This is a genomic window from Lelliottia sp. (assembly GCF_045627565.1).
Classification (GTDB): domain Bacteria; phylum Pseudomonadota; class Gammaproteobacteria; order Enterobacterales; family Enterobacteriaceae; genus Enterobacter.
This window is the reverse complement of the sequence record NZ_JAZQNX010000008.1, coordinates 313,903-329,505: the sequence shown is the minus strand read 5'-3', so window position 1 is coordinate 329,505 and position 15,603 is coordinate 313,903. Positions and strand designations below refer to the sequence as shown.

Genomic DNA, 15,603 nt, shown 5'->3' with positions numbered 1-15,603 from the left:
TGAACCGATCCTAGCTCGCGTATTGGAGTTCTGCTGTCATGCGCCTGGTCCAGCTTTCTCGTCATAATATTGCGTTCCCTTCGCCAGAGGGGGCGCTACGTGAACCCAATGGGCTGCTCGCACTCGGCGGGGATTTAAGCCCGGCACGCCTGTTAATGGCCTACCAGCGCGGGATTTTTCCGTGGTTTTCACCCGGCGATCCCATTTTATGGTGGTCGCCCGATCCCCGCGCGATACTGGAGCCATCGCAGTTTCACCTCAGTCGCAGCATGAAGCGCTTTCATACCAAATCGCCCTACCGCGTCACGCTTAATTATGCCTTTGGGCAGGTCATTGAGGGATGCGCGGCGGATCGTGATGAAGGCACCTGGATTACCCACGATATCATCAACGCCTATCTTCGCTTACATGAACTGGGTTATGCACACTCGATTGAAGTCTGGGACAATGACACGCTGGTTGGCGGAATGTATGGCGTGGCGCAAGGGACATTATTCTGTGGTGAATCGATGTTTAGCCGCGCCGTGAATGCGTCTAAAACGGCACTGCTGGTTTTCTGCCAGGAGTTTTCCTTGCGCGGCGGCCAACTGATGGATTGTCAGGTGCTAAACGAACACACTGCGTCACTCGGTGCGGTAGAAATTACCCGTCGCCATTACCTCGATGAACTGGACAATCTGCGCCAGCAAAAGCTCCCACAAAACTTTTGGGTGCCCAGAACACTCTTTATGCCTCAGGTGTAAATGTTTTCCGCCCATTTTTGATGAGGAGTGTTATAATTGGTGCCGCAGAGTAGCTTCTGCCTGTTGCCCCGCCGCCGTTTGGGAATTCTTCGCATCAGATAACGTCCTGACGTTTATCCTGTCGTCACCCCTTTACGAATGCGCTTCTCGTACGGTTAAACCGTGACGACTGGGCAATGCGCCGAAACTGTTTTGTTGCGTTTTAAACGCGCAATTCTTTACTTAATTGATGAATTTCGGCATTATCTTGCCGGTTCAAAACTTGGTAGTGATACCCCAGAGGATTAGATGGCCAAAGAAGACAATATTGAAATGCAGGGCACCGTACTTGATACGTTGCCTAACACCATGTTTCGCGTAGAACTGGAAAACGGTCACGTGGTAACCGCGCACATCTCCGGAAAGATGCGCAAAAACTACATCCGCATCCTGACGGGCGACAAAGTGACTGTCGAGCTGACCCCGTACGACCTGAGCAAAGGCCGCATTGTCTTCCGTAGTCGCTAATCGTTTTCGCCTGTAATGGCAGATGAATATTGAAAAGGCCGGGATAATTCCCGGCCTTTTTTATTTCTGTTATTAACGTATTTAAGCGTTTGCGCGCTCAACCCCAACATTAACAAGGCTGGACAGTTCATCACCCTCGAACAGTCTTGCCCGATAGCACTCCCCGGAAAATTCTGGATAGCCATCAAGAGAGCAGATCACGTCATAAATTGATGCAATCACGTTCCCCGCAATATCACAAATAAAGAAAGAACGGGCGTGGTTGGTGTATACCGAATAATATTCACCATGCTCGAAAACCGCCCCCATAAAATCTGTGATCTGAGGGACTTTGTTGCCGGGTAATTCGATTGTTTTGTTAGCTCTGGTCACTAGCTTATTGTTCAGGTCCACCAGATAAAACATCACACAAGCCGGATTGGTTTGATACGGCGTCACACTGGAATCGGCCGTAATCGGACGGACAACAGCGACTCCATCACTGTCCACACATGAGCGATTATTAAATAAAGAAACGACAAACTGGCCAGGCTGGAGCTGAATATTTGCCTTAATAAGATCATTATTGGTCACGAAAACAGTGTGTGCCCCATTTTCAAGTTCTGCACCAATATCCATGGCAAGTTTTGTTGCCGTTGACCACTCAACCCCTGAAGGAAATTGTAGATTTGAACCTCCAGTATTGATGGTCCACAATATCGCTCCCGTTTCAGGTGATATTCCAAATGTTACGCAGGCGGATCGGGAATGCGTAATAATTGCCTCATCATTTTTGGCGCTTGATGGTAGCCAGGTGAGAGAATTAAGATGTGCGTCATTGGTAGGGCTATTATTAAGGATTTGTGAGCCATCAAAGGCACTTGAATAATTCTTAGCCCAAATCATTTTCCCGGTTTGTTCGTTGAATTTTAGAATCCAGGCGTCCTGGCGCATAGTATTTGTTGAGCGGTCCGGAATATCATTCCCGACCATATAAAGATTGCCCGCTGAATCCCAGGTTAAATCATGCGTATTGGCATAAAGATTGCCATCACTGTCGCGCAGAATAAATTCAAGAATTTCATTACCGAGAATGTCTATTTTGAAGAAACGACGACCATACCAATGCTCATCTTCATCGCTCCCCATATAGAAATAACCATTATGTGTTCGGAGCATCTGATTACGATACGGTGCAGAAAAATAGCAGCGGAGATCGCCATTGCGATCATATCCATCGCAGTTGGTTGTCATCAACCAACTGTTTCCCCAGACAGAGGAAAAAAGATTGCGATCTGTTTGCTCAATGTTCAGATGGAAAATTGTCGCTTCACGATATGTTTGTCCCTGCGTATCCACTTCTATAATATTGTTGTAAATCTCCTGCCCGTCAGAATCCCTGAATATCACACGCACCTGATTAATATTATTAGCATAAAGCCCAATAACGGGAATCTTCAACTTACCGTTTTCGGTGCTGAGTAATGCTGAAGACTCATAGGTGAAATCAACGCTCGTGCTGCTTGTTGCGCGTTTGATTACGGTATATGACAAGCTCACCGCTGAATCAGAATCAAATGTAATATACGCCGCCAATTGGTTATTTGCTGGGGCGAGTTCCATTCCTGTATATGTAATAGACATGTTCAATTCCTTTTAATTAACGATTTACTTCGTTGTCGCTACACGCATTTCATTCACTTCAGGTTCAGTGATTTGATGGCCTTTTTGAAGATAATCAATAACTGCATCAGAGAGGTTATATCCGCCTCGGACGAGTTTATTTTTCCCGGTAATAAAATCTTTGAACCCATCGCCGCCTGGTGCCAGGAAGCTGTTGGTCGCGACGCGATAGGATTGGCTGTCCACAATGTCTTTGCCATTGAGTTTAAACAGCACGACGCGTTGTCCCACTGGTTTTTGCACGTCGTAGCGCATTTCAGCGCCTTTTGACATTTGCAGAACCCCATTGCTCAGCGTTGCTCCGTGCTCCATCAGACCGCGCAATTCTTTGCCGCTAAGGTCCATGACGGTCAGTTCATTTGGGAACGGGAATGCGCTAATCACATCACCCAAGGTTATTTGTCCGGCGCTTAAATCGGCGCGAAGACCGCCTGAATTGGTCAGCGCAATTTGTGCATCTGGTGCCGCCGCCATCATCGCGTCAGTAAAAAGGTTGCCTAAAGGTGAGGACTCACCATAAGCGCGGGTCAAGGTGACAGGCGTGCTGCCGATTTTTTGACGAACGGTCTCTGAAAGTTTTTTATTCCAGCCATCAATGACACTTTGAGTATCGGGATCCGCTTTCCACTCATCAGCATAAATGGTTTTCAGCTCAAAACTTTTAACTTTGTGCTGATGCATTTTAGGGTCAACATCCATCACCAGCTTACCCACATCAATGCCGCCGCTGTCTGTCGAAAGGACCAAAGTATCACCCACCTTGATAGGTTCAGGGGTTCCCACATGTGCATGTCCGGTAATGAGAATATCCAGTCCTTTGACTTGTTTCGCCGTCTGAATATCTTTATCCAGGGCGCGTTTTACGTCGGTGCTACCAATGCTGGACTGACGAGCCGGCGTACCTTCATGAACGAGCGCAACCGTGATATCCACCTTTCCACGTAATTCATCCAGATATCGTTGCAAATATTTCACTTCATCACGCGCTTCTATCCCCTGGCGCATGGATGCAGAGACCGTATCATCAAATGCAAACACACCATGCAAGCCAATAACGCCGACCTTGATCCCCTCTTTTTCAAGAATGACATAAGGCTTGTTCCAGAAAGACACGTCACTGTTTTGATAGAAAACATTTCCCAACAGGATCGGGAACTTCGCCAGGCTCAACTGAAGCAGAGTATTATCCCAGCCATGATCAAATTCGTGATTTCCCACCGATGCGGCATCCAGCGACATGGTATTCAGAATATCAATAATCGCTTTGCCTTTTGTCATGCTGCTGATATAAGGCCCGGTAAAATAGTCGCCAGCATCAAAATAGAAAGTGGCTTTGTTCTTTTTCTTCTCTTGTTTCACCAGCGTAGAAATATTAGCGAATCCACCGACTGCTCTTTTCCCGCTGTCGATATAGGGCAATTTATAAGGGTCAACATGCGCATGAAGGTCATTGGTGTAAATGACTGTCATATCCTGCGCGAAAACCTGTGCAGAAATTCCTGCCAGCCCTATTAATGCGAAAAGTGTACGTTTCATCGTCTATCCTCAGATTAAATAAAGAACATTATTCTCTCGTCTGAGTAACTGTATTTTGTGAATCACATCACGACGACAACGATCGGTCTTGATCAATAGTTAACGACTTACAAAATCAGTTGGTAATAACGAATGCTCAGTGATTTAAAAATCAGTTTAAATGTCTGCAAAAGCTGGTCATGTCCAAATCTAGGAATAGCGGATACCAGCGACTATATTTATCCCGTTTATCGTCTTGGCTATGCCGCACTGGAATGCAAAAAATGCGGCGGTCTTCCGCCCTTATTTAATGAGCATGAGTTTAATTTTTGGTTTACCCGCTCGCTTATTAAAAGGACCGATACAGCAGAGCACCGTTGTCCACATTGCTTTGAAAGCGACGCGATTTTCTATGGAAAAACACAAATTGGTAATACGCGATTGCAATGTCGCCGCTGCCGGAAGGTTACTACTCCCGCTAAAATTACCCCCCGTAATGCCCTCCTCATCGATAATTTACTTTCACGACTGAGCAGTGGGCAGCATGATGGTGAAACGTCGCAATACCGGGTACTTGAACAAGCCGCAATCTGGTGCAGCCACCGTTTGCATCAGCTGAAAGAAAAAGTAAGCCGTATCGCGACAACAACACATGTTTTACCCTTCCAGGGCAAAGCGGCAGATCAGAACCTGTATGTTGTGATAAGTGCTGATACACGATCGGGGCGCATCGTCCAGATAACCACCAATTACTGTGACTGGGTGGCAGGTGATTCGCTGCTCTATCACGCTGTCTCCTCATCGCGATTGGAGCCTTCTGTCGCGACAGGTATTGAAAAGGTAAAACAACAGGAATGCCAGTTTATGAGGCGCAGTCAATTTGACGAAATCCAGTATGGCTGCGCAGATCTCAAGCGTAATGATAAAGGCTGCATTATTCGCCCGGTTATTGCTCTGCATGGACATTTCCAACGCATGAAGCGCTGCTTTCCAGCGGTAACCGATCATTACCTCTCCCACGAATGTGTTCTGCGAGGCGCGGCAATTACCGCCTGGGCGTCTGAAGTCAGCCGAGGTGAAACTCATCTGTGGTTTGTCACCGAAGACTCCGGTGAACCGGCATCTCTTCTTAGCAGCTTTCGTCACAGTGGAACCTGGCGAGTAGGTTGGTGGGAAAATATCTGGCAGCGCTGGAGTCATGGCGAAGGCCACAGGATGATTGCGTTACTCACCGGTCAAAGAGAAATTGTTTCCGCTGCGGATATTAGCCTGTCATCCTGCGAAACGTTCATTCGCTGGCTAACCGCGCATCCATGGTCAAAAGATTCCCACAGGCTGAGTGCCCACGTGATAAGCGCGCACCTGGTGTGCCTGGCGTTTATATTTAATCAGCAACGTGCATAACGCCTTATCGGATAACCGGTTGCTGTTAAAAAAACGCACCCAAAGCAGGTGCGTTTTGTGACTTAAAACCAGGGGATCGTCGCGGTCGGGCTTAATCCATAGCTGGAAAACTCACCTTCCATTGGGGTATCGACAATATCACCATGACGAAAAAACAAACGAAACGCTTGCCCCGTTGAGAGGCTGCGCAAATTAAGCCAAGGCAACTCGCTGTGCTCCGTCTGCATAGTCAGTAATCGTTGTTGAGCTTGCGCATCCGTCAGCCAACCTTTTTTAACGGACCGACGCAGCAGGCGCTCAGGGCTACTTTTTACCTGAACCCGGCTGACGTTTCGCCAACCTTTAACGTCATGCACAGGCGATATTTTCCCACACTGGCAGTAATCACTTAGCCCTTTACGCCACGCCAGGCTTTCCAGTTCATCTAGCGCATTAGCGCTACCGTGCAGTCGCAGCGTGTCTCCGGGTTTAAGAGAATATCGCGGGAAACTAACACCAATATCGCCCTGACCTCTCGCCCCTAGCGCACGATGCAGTTTGGCGAAAAGTGCCGCCATCAGTGTCTCTTCACTGAATTCGGGATCGGAAAGAACCCGGATCTCCAGATAATGATCCATTCCCGCTCCTTATTCGCTCTTCTCACCAAACACGCCACCGCGAATAAGCACTGCCATAACGTAATGCTGCTGATCTACGTCCGGCGTCTGTCCTTTTGTCACCCAATTATCAAGCAAGGTATAAAAATCCATTTTCTCTTTTGGCTGACGACAGGCAACGCCGCGACTGGTCACCGATCCATACGGCTCAACAGCAATCGCCCCCAACTCATCGACATAAGAATGCCAGGTGTCAATTGTGCGCACCGCATTACCGATTTTCTGCGAGTGCATTCCCGCAACATTATCAACCTGATACAACAGGCGACTCTTGGTGCTGTTACTGTCTAACACCAGCTCCTGCGACGGAAAAATCTCTTGCCCTGCGCCCAAAAGTACCTGCGCTTCGACATTCAACAAAACAAACCCCTTACCACATAAACCCTTTTCAATCTCCTTTGTCAGCTCTTTCAGCTGGTCATCTTTGGCGGTAAAATCGCGGAGTGCAAAATCATGCGCGTCAAACTCCCAGAGTTTGCTTCCTTTCACCTTCACCGTGATTTTTTCTGCGCCAATGCGGTTGCGCCATAAAAAACGGCCATTCGCCAGATTTGTTGCATATCGATGCGCGAGTTCGGCAAAACCATGCTCGCTGATATAACTATCAATGACCTGCTGTAATTCAGTCTGATAAATCCGGTCATTGCATACGGACGGCGTAGAGAGATTTCCCAACACACGAAGCGTGAATTTTACCTGCAGCGTATCTGCGTCTGCAGGTAATGCCGCCACATCAACGCGCTGTAAATTCGCCTTTTGGATTTCCGAATCCAGCTTAGCCGGATCGCTGGCGACGGCATTTTTCAGGCGATTGGATATCGTGCCGCGCACTGCTTTTTCCTGGATACGAATGGGCTGCCAGCGTTCGCTTTGCCAGTGACCTGAAAACATGACGGCGTCAGAAGTTGCCAGCTTGCGTTCAAATGCCAGGACAGAAGCCGTTTTGACGGCGGTTGGAGCCTTTGCCATGAGAGAGTCCCTTTTCAGTTTTGATGTTGAGTTGCCAACGGTGCATCCGCGCCCTGGCAGTAATAGCCGGTTTCGGTGGTGTGATAACGCCAGAAGATCTCTTCCAGCGATTTGATGCGATGCAGCCCGCACCACTCACCCACCCCATATACTGCTTCGGTAAAGGCGAACGGCGTCTGATCATCGCGCGCATTGGCGACGCCCCCCGGCGCGTAGAGCTCAGAAATGCGCTGATAACCGGTCATCAGCGGAACCAGATAACCGGGTTTGGGTTTAGGTATATGTTTCCATTGCGCCGAATCGCCCTCGTTGATATCACCTTCTTCTGGCGTTTCGGCCTGCATTTTTAGCGCCGCAAAATCAAGCCACGCATCCAGTAAGGTGGCGTGCGGATTGTTAGCCAGTAATGATTGATGGTGTTCCACTAGCCACGCACTGCGATCGCGCAGTACAAAACCCGGCATCAAACGCCATTGCAAATCGCAAAGTTCATTTTCAGTGGTTGGCATATCCAAAACCGTAATATCCTGAATATCGATAATGATTCCACCCGCCAGCCGCAAGGTGGGGCAAATCTGCCGCAGATATTCCGTGAGAGCCTCCTGACCGTATTCCCCGTTGGCAATTTCACCGTGGCACTCGATCAGCAGCGAAACGGTCATATGCATGCGGCCTTCTTCATTGAATGAGGCGGTTTTTCCCTCTCGTGTGAGCGGATTGCGGGTCAGAGCAAACTGATGGTCACGGCCTGAAGTGTGCGCGTGTATCTGATGGGCATGGCTCACTACCGCACATCCCCGAAGTTGAAGGTTTTGTGACGCCTCAACCTGTCGCGACAGCGCATGAGTAAAGCCCAGAAAATGGGTAATAGCCGGGAAACCATATGTAATGCCCGCCACGGCATTTGCATTCTCGACACGCATGCGGCGAAAAAGGATTAATGCGCTCATTTCAGCGCCTCCTTAATGATTTTTTCAAATACGCGCAAATTGGTGCGTAATCGTTCGCGCGTTTCCCACTCTCGTTTTTCCACCGCGCCCACTTCTGGTAAAGCCTTGTACAAGCGGACGTTCAGCCACAGCGCAAAATCTTCCGCCACGCTTCGCTGCCATTCATCTTTGTCACGCTCCTGACGGAAAACCTCATCGGTTTTTGTACGCCAGGGATCGAGCCATAGTTGCTGATGCGTTTTCAATTGAGGGTTTTGAAGCGTCCAGTTTTGCCACTCTTCTCGCTGCAGCTCTGAAACCACAACGAACAGGAGATCAATCAGAGCATCGACGTAATTTTCCTGGGCATCACGTATTTGTCGATTGTGATAATTTTTGGTTCTGGTCAGCAGTGAAACTAATAACTTGACTGTGCCGCTGGCGCGTCTGTCGAACGATCCGCCAAGGGCAAAAACGGAACGTAAATTTACGGGTGATGTGTCAGCGCTTTTCCATTGCGGCGGCTGAGCCGGGAGCAGCCAGACCCGCCCCCCACGCACACTGTTTAAGTAAGAGATATTCTGCGGTTTAGTCCCGCCGAAATGCGTTTCAGCCAATTCAGGAAACAGGACTAAAGGCTGCGGATGCCAGGTCCTTTCACGTCGTGCCTTCCAGATAGCTTTCGCGTCGTCACCAAAACGCAGCGTGCTCATTTTTTTATGAAATGCATGAACAAACGATGTTGCAAACAACGGGCTCAGTAAATGATATCCCCCCTCCACGGGAAAATAGCTCTGCTTAGCCAGCTTATGCGAAGCGGGTTCGCCAGTGTCTAACGCCCTGGAAAACCCGGAAATCCATTCGTTCAACTGAACAGCATCATTTGTAAATGCGGCAAAAGGTCGATGATCGCCACGTTTCAGACAGGCCAGTAGTGAATCACCGCCGATATTGCTTTGCAGGAATTTCGCTACATCAAGTACTGCTGCATTTCCGACTGCATCCGTTTCCAGATCTGGCAACGCAGAGCTGCTGAGATACCCTTCATGCGCGACTGCTTCGCTATATATACTGCTGCTTTTCGAATCACCATGAGTAAATTTTGCCGCATGGGTAACAAGGCTAATTTGCCCGGCTCGCTTCGCGGCGTCCGTTAGCCAGGCTGCCGGCTCATAGCGAAGTTCAAGCTCACGACGCTCTACCGCAAGTGCATGAATATCGGCATCACTTCGCTTAGCGGCCTCTTTATCAAACGCTTCCAGCTTCGTTTGCCGTCGCCCGGCAATATATTCAGCAATATGATGAATTATTTGTCCTTGAAACATCAACTTCTCCTTTCCAATATTAAGTTCCCTTCTTAATTATCATTATCAGCGCATTATTTATGCCAGTGTTCGGTTCTAACCTGAAGGATTGGTTAAATGAAATTTGCTTCGTCAAAAAAGGGTATGCAATAAAAACGCAATAGATTAATATTTTGAATGAATTTTTCATTTCTTACATAACCACATGTTTTAAGGTGGCTTAAATAATAGCAGAGTCCATTCCCTCCTATGCAATTTGAGATTTCTAAAAATAGATAATTGACTGTCCCCCTCTTTATTGATTAGAGTCCTGCAACTACTGCACAGGTAGTTTAGAAATATGCCATTTGCGATTTTTAATAGTTGCTCTACTGCTGTACAAGCAGCTCGCGCCCTCTTAATTGAGGGCGCGAAACACACCCAAAATCGGGTGATATCGCCACTGGTCTGTGGCGTTCTCTTTACCAACGGGTAATGTTATTTCGCCATACCGTCGTGATACCGCGTGAAGCTCCATATTTTTTGATTCTGCCAGATCAAGTAAAACCGCCTGATAATCAACGGCAAACCACGCCTGTACTCTTTCAGCGAGTAAAAATGAATGTTCGCGAAACAGATGCGAGGGTTTCAGCACGCCATCACTCTGCATCAGACAAAAAACAGGCGTATCGTCATCCTGATCCATGGTCAGGAAAAATGATTCCTGTGGCGAAGCGTGGCGAAAAGGCGTACGTCTCTGTAATTCGCCATTCCATGTCAGCGGTAAGCGCCACCACTGCGCGGCAATAACGTCACGTTTATCGCCTCCATCAAGTAACGCGGCACGCAACCGGGTATGTTCAAGGCGGGCAAACGCGTTATCAGTTACATCGTCCACGATGCGCGGGATAGCGTTGATGTGCTGAAAATTGGCGTCGGGCAGCAGATCAGCTAAATCATGATGTGGAAAAAGATGTTCATTCGTCTCAAAACCCGGATTGCAGTACGCGATGGTTTTACCCTGTAGCGCACGGATATTACGACTCAGGATCACCACATTTTCTCTTTCCGGGAGTTGTTGGCGGTGGCGCTGAATACGCCCAGCAAATTGAATGAGTGAGCGCATCGAACTGGGCTCGATAATGCCCCAGTCAGCGTCAAAATCGCGCCCAACCTCCAGCACGGAGGTCCCCACCACCACAAAGAGATGATGTTGGAAGGGCGATGCGAGCGCCTGTTTCACTTCCGGTAAGTGCCAGATATGTTGCGGATCGTGACGGGTAAATGCCGCATCCAGCCGTTTCTCAATACTCGACCGTACCGCCAGCGGATGCTGACTGTGGTAAACGCAATAATGGATGCAGTAATTTTCTGGCGCAGGCATCGCCATAAGCGCCTGTGCCACGGCAACAAGCGGATTGATATTCGCCAGGCGAATCAAACCCAACGACACCGTTTTTCCGCAGTGATGAACAGTGTGATGGTGCTGATGTAACGCCAGCATGTGATGATAAAGCGTGCTCGCCACCGTTTTAATGATGTCAGAAGCTGGCTCTATTTTTGCCAGCTTGCCAAAGCGCAGGCAGGGTTGTTCCAGTAAATGTCGTGCGCGATGGGCCACGAACTGATAATGGGCTTGTCGAAATACCGTCTCATCGTAAGCCTCTTGCGACTGTGCGCCATATTCGTCGAACCACGCGCAGCAAATATTGACCGGTTGTCCAGGAATGCCGCAGGCAGCCTGATAGGCTTCACGTCCTTTCCTATAGGCTTCGAATAAAGCTTCTGTTAACGCAGGCGGTAACGTTGCAGACGAGAGCAACACGCGAGAGCCGAGCATTCCCGCCCAGTTCACCAACCGACACAAAGCGTGCAAATCATCGATATCGAAATCATCCGGCTCATCAAGAACCAGATCGCTGGTCAACAGACGTAGCATCGCAGGGATCTGCCTGCCGCCTCGCACGCCTTCGGTCGCGGGCATCAGATGGTCAACAGTCGTCACCAGCACCGGTGCGCTAACCAGACGATTCAGTGCCGGCTCCGCGGCCAGCCATTGCTGAACAACACCGTTACTGGTGCTACCTTCATAGTGCACGTAGTGATGACTGGCAAAAAATGCCTCGTCGCTGGCGCTGCTGGTATCCTCATCATCGTGTCCCTGCTGGAAGAGTTCACGCACGGCGGCGGACCCCGTCACGACCGCGAGCGTATCGTCATCCAGACCCAGACGAGACTGCAGCGCCTGCCCGGTTTGCAACGTTAGTGTACGCAAACCAAGAGCAACGCTGAACCGGCAACCCTCCTGTTCACTGGCGAGGGCATACATAATGCGGGCATTGGCGAAGGTTTTACCGCAGCCGGTAGAGGCCATATTGACACCAAAAAAGCCCTGCTCTGCACTGCGATCACGTAAGGCCAACGCGACATCCCAGGCCCGATTTTGCCACTGAAAACGCGCATCTTTTGCCCGTTCGCGAAAGGTTTTGTGACGGGTCATCGCAGGTAATGAACGACGTATCTGTGGTAAAGAACGTCCTAACAACAAAGCGTGATGCGCGACACCGGTGTTATGCTCATCCAGCTTTTGTTTCAGCTGTTTGGTGTGGCGATCGCTGTTGGCCCATACGTCATAGTTGTCCTGCTGCCAGACGATAGACGGTGGCTGAGAGGAGTAAAAATGATCGGCCAGCATCAGCGACAGCCGCGCCATATGGACGGTAAAACTGTTTTCAAGCGAGCCAAAGTGAAGGAGCGAAACCGCATTCCTGGCTCGCTTGCCAATCTGCCTGGCTTTTTCACGCCAGACAGCGCTTCGCAGAGGCGTACCTTCAGGAAATTGCCACACCTGCTTAAAATCGCGATCTGTCCATTTGTGCGTGTCGCTGATTTTGTGATTCAGTGAATTCCAGTCAGCGTTGAGTTGCCTGTCGATCCAGCCGGTGCAATATTCCAGCTGCGGCTTCGACGATAGCGCCTGCGGCAAACGGTGATGCGACAACATCAGCCAGGCGACGGTCTTCGCCAGCGGCGGCAACGTGCTGAGCGGGCTGTCACTTTTCGAGGGTGTATCCGCAACAAGCGCATTCATGATGGCGGTTTCATCAGACGCCTTCAGATTCGTTAGTTCTGCGAGCCATTCTGCATCCGTTTTTTTATCCACAAATGCCTGAAACAGACGCACTGAAATCCACTCATGACGAAAAGGCTGGCAAAGATGCTTACTGACGCCTTTCAAGGTCTGCTGAAAACAGCGCCCTACCTTGCCAAAATCATGAAAAAGTCCAGCAATGGCGGCCAGCAGAGCGATGCTTTCTGCGCTGTGCCAGCCATGTTCAACCTCGCTTTTGACCACATCTGACGTCGTGCGGTTAGTGGGTACACGCCCCTGCGCATTAAACCGCCGAAGATTACCGACAATCCATAATAATTCTGTTTGTCCGTTCTTTTTAAGCCAGTGACAGGCCACCGCCGTATTGCGGCGCGCCGTTTTACGCAGCAACTTTCTGAGCGTATTGACCCCTTCCAGCGTAATCACGGTTTGCCAGGCGGCATCCCCCGTTCTTTCTGCAAACTGATCAACTATCCGACAGCTCTCTACGCGGGCATTTTTGGTGCACCGGGAAATAATCAGAACGTTCATCGCAGCGCACTCCCTTCCGCCGTTTCCTGAAGGGAGGAAATCATGAGATCCAGGGCGTCAGCCTGCTGAAAAGCATTTATGCATCGCTGGCGAAACATTTGATTATCCTCGCCTTCCATGGCAGCCAGGAATGCCTGCGGCATGACAAGGGCGTCCTTAATCAAATCCGCAATATCGAAAACCAACCCGCCGCGGCGGGTTTTGCCGTGCATCACCGCAAGACCATGCGGAATTCCCGTTACCCATGTGGCGACAGCGGCCAGTCCGTAGGCCAGATAATTTCCCTGATCGAGAAAGCGGTTTGCCATATCCACGCCACCGCCACGTTTAGCGCGAGTAAAATGGCCATAACCAACGGTTTGGCTGACCAGTTTATAAAGCGATTTGGTCAACTGTGCTTCCTGAAGCATCAGCGTGGTGTGATCGTTTGCAGATTCCATTGCCAGTCTGGCGCGTTCAAGTATATTTTTCAGATTTTGACTGTCTGGATGGAATGATTTATCACGCTGATTTTTTGATGCCAGCCAATATTTTTCGATTTGTTGCAACCGGATATACTGGAAATGTTTTGCGGCTTGCAGCCTTTTTTGCTCATCAAACCAGAATGATACCCAATTCTGTAAATAGCTGGTGGGTCGATATTCACTTTGTGGAGTAATCCAGGAAACATCAATATCCACTTCGTTAGCTGAATAAAGCGGTGTACCGTCCGTGCCACAAAAACCGACCATAACCCCTGCGCGAGCAAATTCCCGCATCGCCATTTGGGTTACCGATGTACCCATTCCGAGCATGACTGCCGTGGTATTGGCAATAGGGATGTTCCAGTAAAAAGAATCTTTACCTTCCTGCGTGACATACTCCACTCGCCCACCGTTGACCTGAACACGACATTTTTCCAGATAATAAATATTGGCACGTTTTGAATGGAGAATGGTTTTGAGATCCGAAGGCGTAATTCCATTTACAGGCATAGCCCTACCTTTATTAAATATTGTTTAATATGAATATTAAAGTCTTTTTTCTGACCTGAGAATTAAAACGCAGTCACTTAAATAAATCAACCTTAACTTTTAATAAAACACAGGTGATTCATTTCAATAAAAATAGAATTTATATATCCCACAGGGGATAGGTATTAGTTTTTATATTATTTACATATAAATTTAATAAGGCGATTAATATTTAAGTGAATAATTACCTATGCTTATTTTTGGTTTAACTAATGAGTTAAAGAATAGAGTTGGGGTTTGTATTTTTGGCTGCTGCCTGGGCGGCAGTGAACGTTTTGCCCTTTGCCGCGAGAGAACTCACCATTTCTAAGCTGCCTGTACGGCAGTGAACATTGCTCAGTCTGATACGGAGATCATCGCTCATTTCTAAGCTGCCTGTACGGCAGTGAACGCATGAAGTTCAGGTTATGGCTCTAGAGCTTCATTTCTAAGCTGCCTGTACGGCAGTGAACGATTGCCAGTTCTTTTGCATCCACGGCCAATTTTTCTAAGCTGCCTATACGGCAGTGAACGCCCCGTCGTCCCGCTGCCAGCAAACATGTCAATTTCTAAGCTGCCTATACGGCAGTGAACGATGGAGAACGCTCGTCCTGAAATCAAAGTGCTTTCTAAGCTGCCTATACGGCAGTGAACCCCACCAACCACGACGATTCTTTGTTCCATCCTTTCTAAACTGCCTATACGGCAGTGAACCACAATTAACTGAGTAGTGGTTATCGCCTTCATTTCTAAGCTGCCTATACGGCAGTGAACTCACCAGAATGCGAAAATAATCGCGCGTCACGTTTCTAAGCTGCCTATACGGCAGTGAACAAAACGCCTTAGCAATGATGTTCCCGTTATCTTTTCTAAGCTGCCTATACGGCAGTGAACGTCATGGAAATGATGACCGAGATGAAAGGTTTCTTTCTAAGCTGCCTATACGGCAGTGAACGTTATCCCGATGCCACGATAACGACCTTTTCATTTCTAAGCTGCCTATACGGCAGTGAACTATAGGTTGGTGCTCGCTGGGCAATGGCGTAATTTCTAAGCTGCCTATACGGCAGTGAACCGGAGGATGTCCGCTATGAATGATGATTTTGATTTCTAAGCTGCCTATACGGCAGTGAACCATGGCCCCCTTCGGCTCCTGACCCGCGTTGCTTTCTAAGCTGCCTATACGGCAGTGAACAGAAGTTCACGCGAACATCACAAACACGCACTTTTCTAAGCTGCCTATACGGCAGTGAACAAGACCGAGCGCGATGACTTCAGCTGCGTGCTTTTCTAAGCTGCC

Annotated in this window: 11 protein-coding genes and 1 CRISPR repeat array (1 of these 12 only partly in view); of the genes, 3 read left to right on the top strand and 8 right to left on the bottom strand. The window is 48.9% G+C overall.

Going from position 1 to position 15,603, the window contains the following annotated elements:
• Window positions 1-38: 38 nt before the first annotated feature.
• Both aat and infA read left to right on the top strand, forming a co-directional pair.
• Window positions 39-743, top strand: coding sequence for a leucyl/phenylalanyl-tRNA--protein transferase (gene aat / locus ACKI5T_RS06375; RefSeq protein WP_407436423.1), 705 nt, complete (start codon window positions 39-41; stop codon window positions 741-743).
• Between the two features lie 288 nt (window positions 744-1,031).
• Entirely contained in the window at window positions 1,032-1,250 is a 219-nt protein-coding gene (gene infA / locus ACKI5T_RS06370; protein ID WP_002211347.1) for a translation initiation factor IF-1, read from the top strand.
• A gap of 81 nt (window positions 1,251-1,331) precedes the next feature.
• On the opposite strand, the gene ACKI5T_RS06365 is transcribed toward infA, so the two are convergent.
• A complete protein-coding gene (locus ACKI5T_RS06365; protein WP_407436421.1) occupies window positions 1,332-2,873 on the bottom strand; it encodes an aryl-sulfate sulfotransferase in 1,542 nt (513 codons plus the stop codon).
• A 24-nt stretch (window positions 2,874-2,897) separates the two neighbouring features.
• A complete protein-coding gene (locus tag ACKI5T_RS06360) occupies window positions 2,898-4,448 on the bottom strand; it encodes a bifunctional metallophosphatase/5'-nucleotidase (RefSeq protein WP_407436419.1) in 1,551 nt (516 codons plus the stop codon).
• 132 nt (window positions 4,449-4,580) lie between these two features.
• Here ACKI5T_RS06360 and ACKI5T_RS06355 point away from each other — a divergent pair, with 132 nt between their 5' ends.
• Window positions 4,581-5,831, top strand: a complete 1,251-nt coding sequence (locus ACKI5T_RS06355; protein ID WP_407436417.1) for a hypothetical protein — start codon at window positions 4,581-4,583, stop codon at window positions 5,829-5,831.
• A 62-nt stretch (window positions 5,832-5,893) separates the two neighbouring features.
• Here the strand turns inward: ACKI5T_RS06355 and cas6f are convergent, their stop codons facing one another.
• From cas6f to cas1f, 6 genes are all read right to left on the bottom strand, one after another.
• Entirely contained in the window at window positions 5,894-6,448 is a 555-nt protein-coding gene (gene cas6f / locus ACKI5T_RS06350; RefSeq protein WP_407436415.1) for a type I-F CRISPR-associated endoribonuclease Cas6/Csy4, read from the bottom strand.
• 9 nt (window positions 6,449-6,457) lie between these two features.
• Window positions 6,458-7,456, bottom strand: a complete 999-nt coding sequence (gene csy3 / locus ACKI5T_RS06345; protein ID WP_407436413.1) for a type I-F CRISPR-associated protein Csy3 — start codon at window positions 7,454-7,456, stop codon at window positions 6,458-6,460.
• Between the two features lie 14 nt (window positions 7,457-7,470).
• Entirely contained in the window at window positions 7,471-8,406 is a 936-nt protein-coding gene (gene csy2 / locus ACKI5T_RS06340; protein ID WP_407436411.1) for a type I-F CRISPR-associated protein Csy2, read from the bottom strand.
• Window positions 8,403-9,710: a type I-F CRISPR-associated protein Csy1 gene (gene csy1 / locus ACKI5T_RS06335; protein WP_407436409.1), complete on the bottom strand. Its 1,308-nt coding sequence runs from the start codon at window positions 9,708-9,710 to the stop codon at window positions 8,403-8,405. The genes csy2 and csy1 overlap by 4 nt, the downstream gene beginning before the upstream one ends.
• 376 nt (window positions 9,711-10,086) lie before the next feature.
• On the bottom strand, window positions 10,087-13,311 hold the full coding sequence (gene cas3f / locus ACKI5T_RS06330; protein ID WP_407436407.1) for a type I-F CRISPR-associated helicase Cas3f: 3,225 nt from the start codon (window positions 13,309-13,311) through the stop codon (window positions 10,087-10,089).
• On the bottom strand, window positions 13,308-14,285 hold the full coding sequence (cas1f, locus tag ACKI5T_RS06325) for a type I-F CRISPR-associated endonuclease Cas1f (protein WP_407436405.1): 978 nt from the start codon (window positions 14,283-14,285) through the stop codon (window positions 13,308-13,310). The genes cas3f and cas1f overlap by 4 nt, the downstream gene beginning before the upstream one ends.
• 342 nt (window positions 14,286-14,627) lie before the next feature.
• A CRISPR array of direct repeats spans window positions 14,628-15,603; the repeat unit is 28 nt; unit sequence TTTCTAAGCTGCCTATACGGCAGTGAAC (it continues 497 nt past the right edge of the window).

What these genes read in the sequence shown, in the direction of transcription:
- ACKI5T_RS06355 (WP_407436417.1), top strand. Translation starts at nt 4,581, where the DNA reads ATGCTCAGTGATTTAAAAATCAGTTTAAATGTCTGCAAAAGCTGGTCA.
- ACKI5T_RS06365 (WP_407436421.1), bottom strand. Translation starts at nt 2,873, where the DNA reads ATGTCTATTACATATACAGGAATGGAACTCGCCCCAGCAAATAACCAA.
- csy2 (WP_407436411.1), bottom strand. Translation starts at nt 8,406, where the DNA reads ATGAGCGCATTAATCCTTTTTCGCCGCATGCGTGTCGAGAATGCAAAT.
- csy1 (WP_407436409.1), bottom strand. Translation starts at nt 9,710, where the DNA reads ATGTTTCAAGGACAAATAATTCATCATATTGCTGAATATATTGCCGGG.
- infA (WP_002211347.1), top strand. Translation starts at nt 1,032, where the DNA reads ATGGCCAAAGAAGACAATATTGAAATGCAGGGCACCGTACTTGATACG.
- aat (WP_407436423.1), top strand. Translation starts at nt 39, where the DNA reads ATGCGCCTGGTCCAGCTTTCTCGTCATAATATTGCGTTCCCTTCGCCA.
- csy3 (WP_407436413.1), bottom strand. Translation starts at nt 7,456, where the DNA reads ATGGCAAAGGCTCCAACCGCCGTCAAAACGGCTTCTGTCCTGGCATTT.
- cas3f (WP_407436407.1), bottom strand. Translation starts at nt 13,311, where the DNA reads ATGAACGTTCTGATTATTTCCCGGTGCACCAAAAATGCCCGCGTAGAG.
- ACKI5T_RS06360 (WP_407436419.1), bottom strand. Translation starts at nt 4,448, where the DNA reads ATGAAACGTACACTTTTCGCATTAATAGGGCTGGCAGGAATTTCTGCA.
- cas6f (WP_407436415.1), bottom strand. Translation starts at nt 6,448, where the DNA reads ATGGATCATTATCTGGAGATCCGGGTTCTTTCCGATCCCGAATTCAGT.
- cas1f (WP_407436405.1), bottom strand. Translation starts at nt 14,285, where the DNA reads ATGCCTGTAAATGGAATTACGCCTTCGGATCTCAAAACCATTCTCCAT.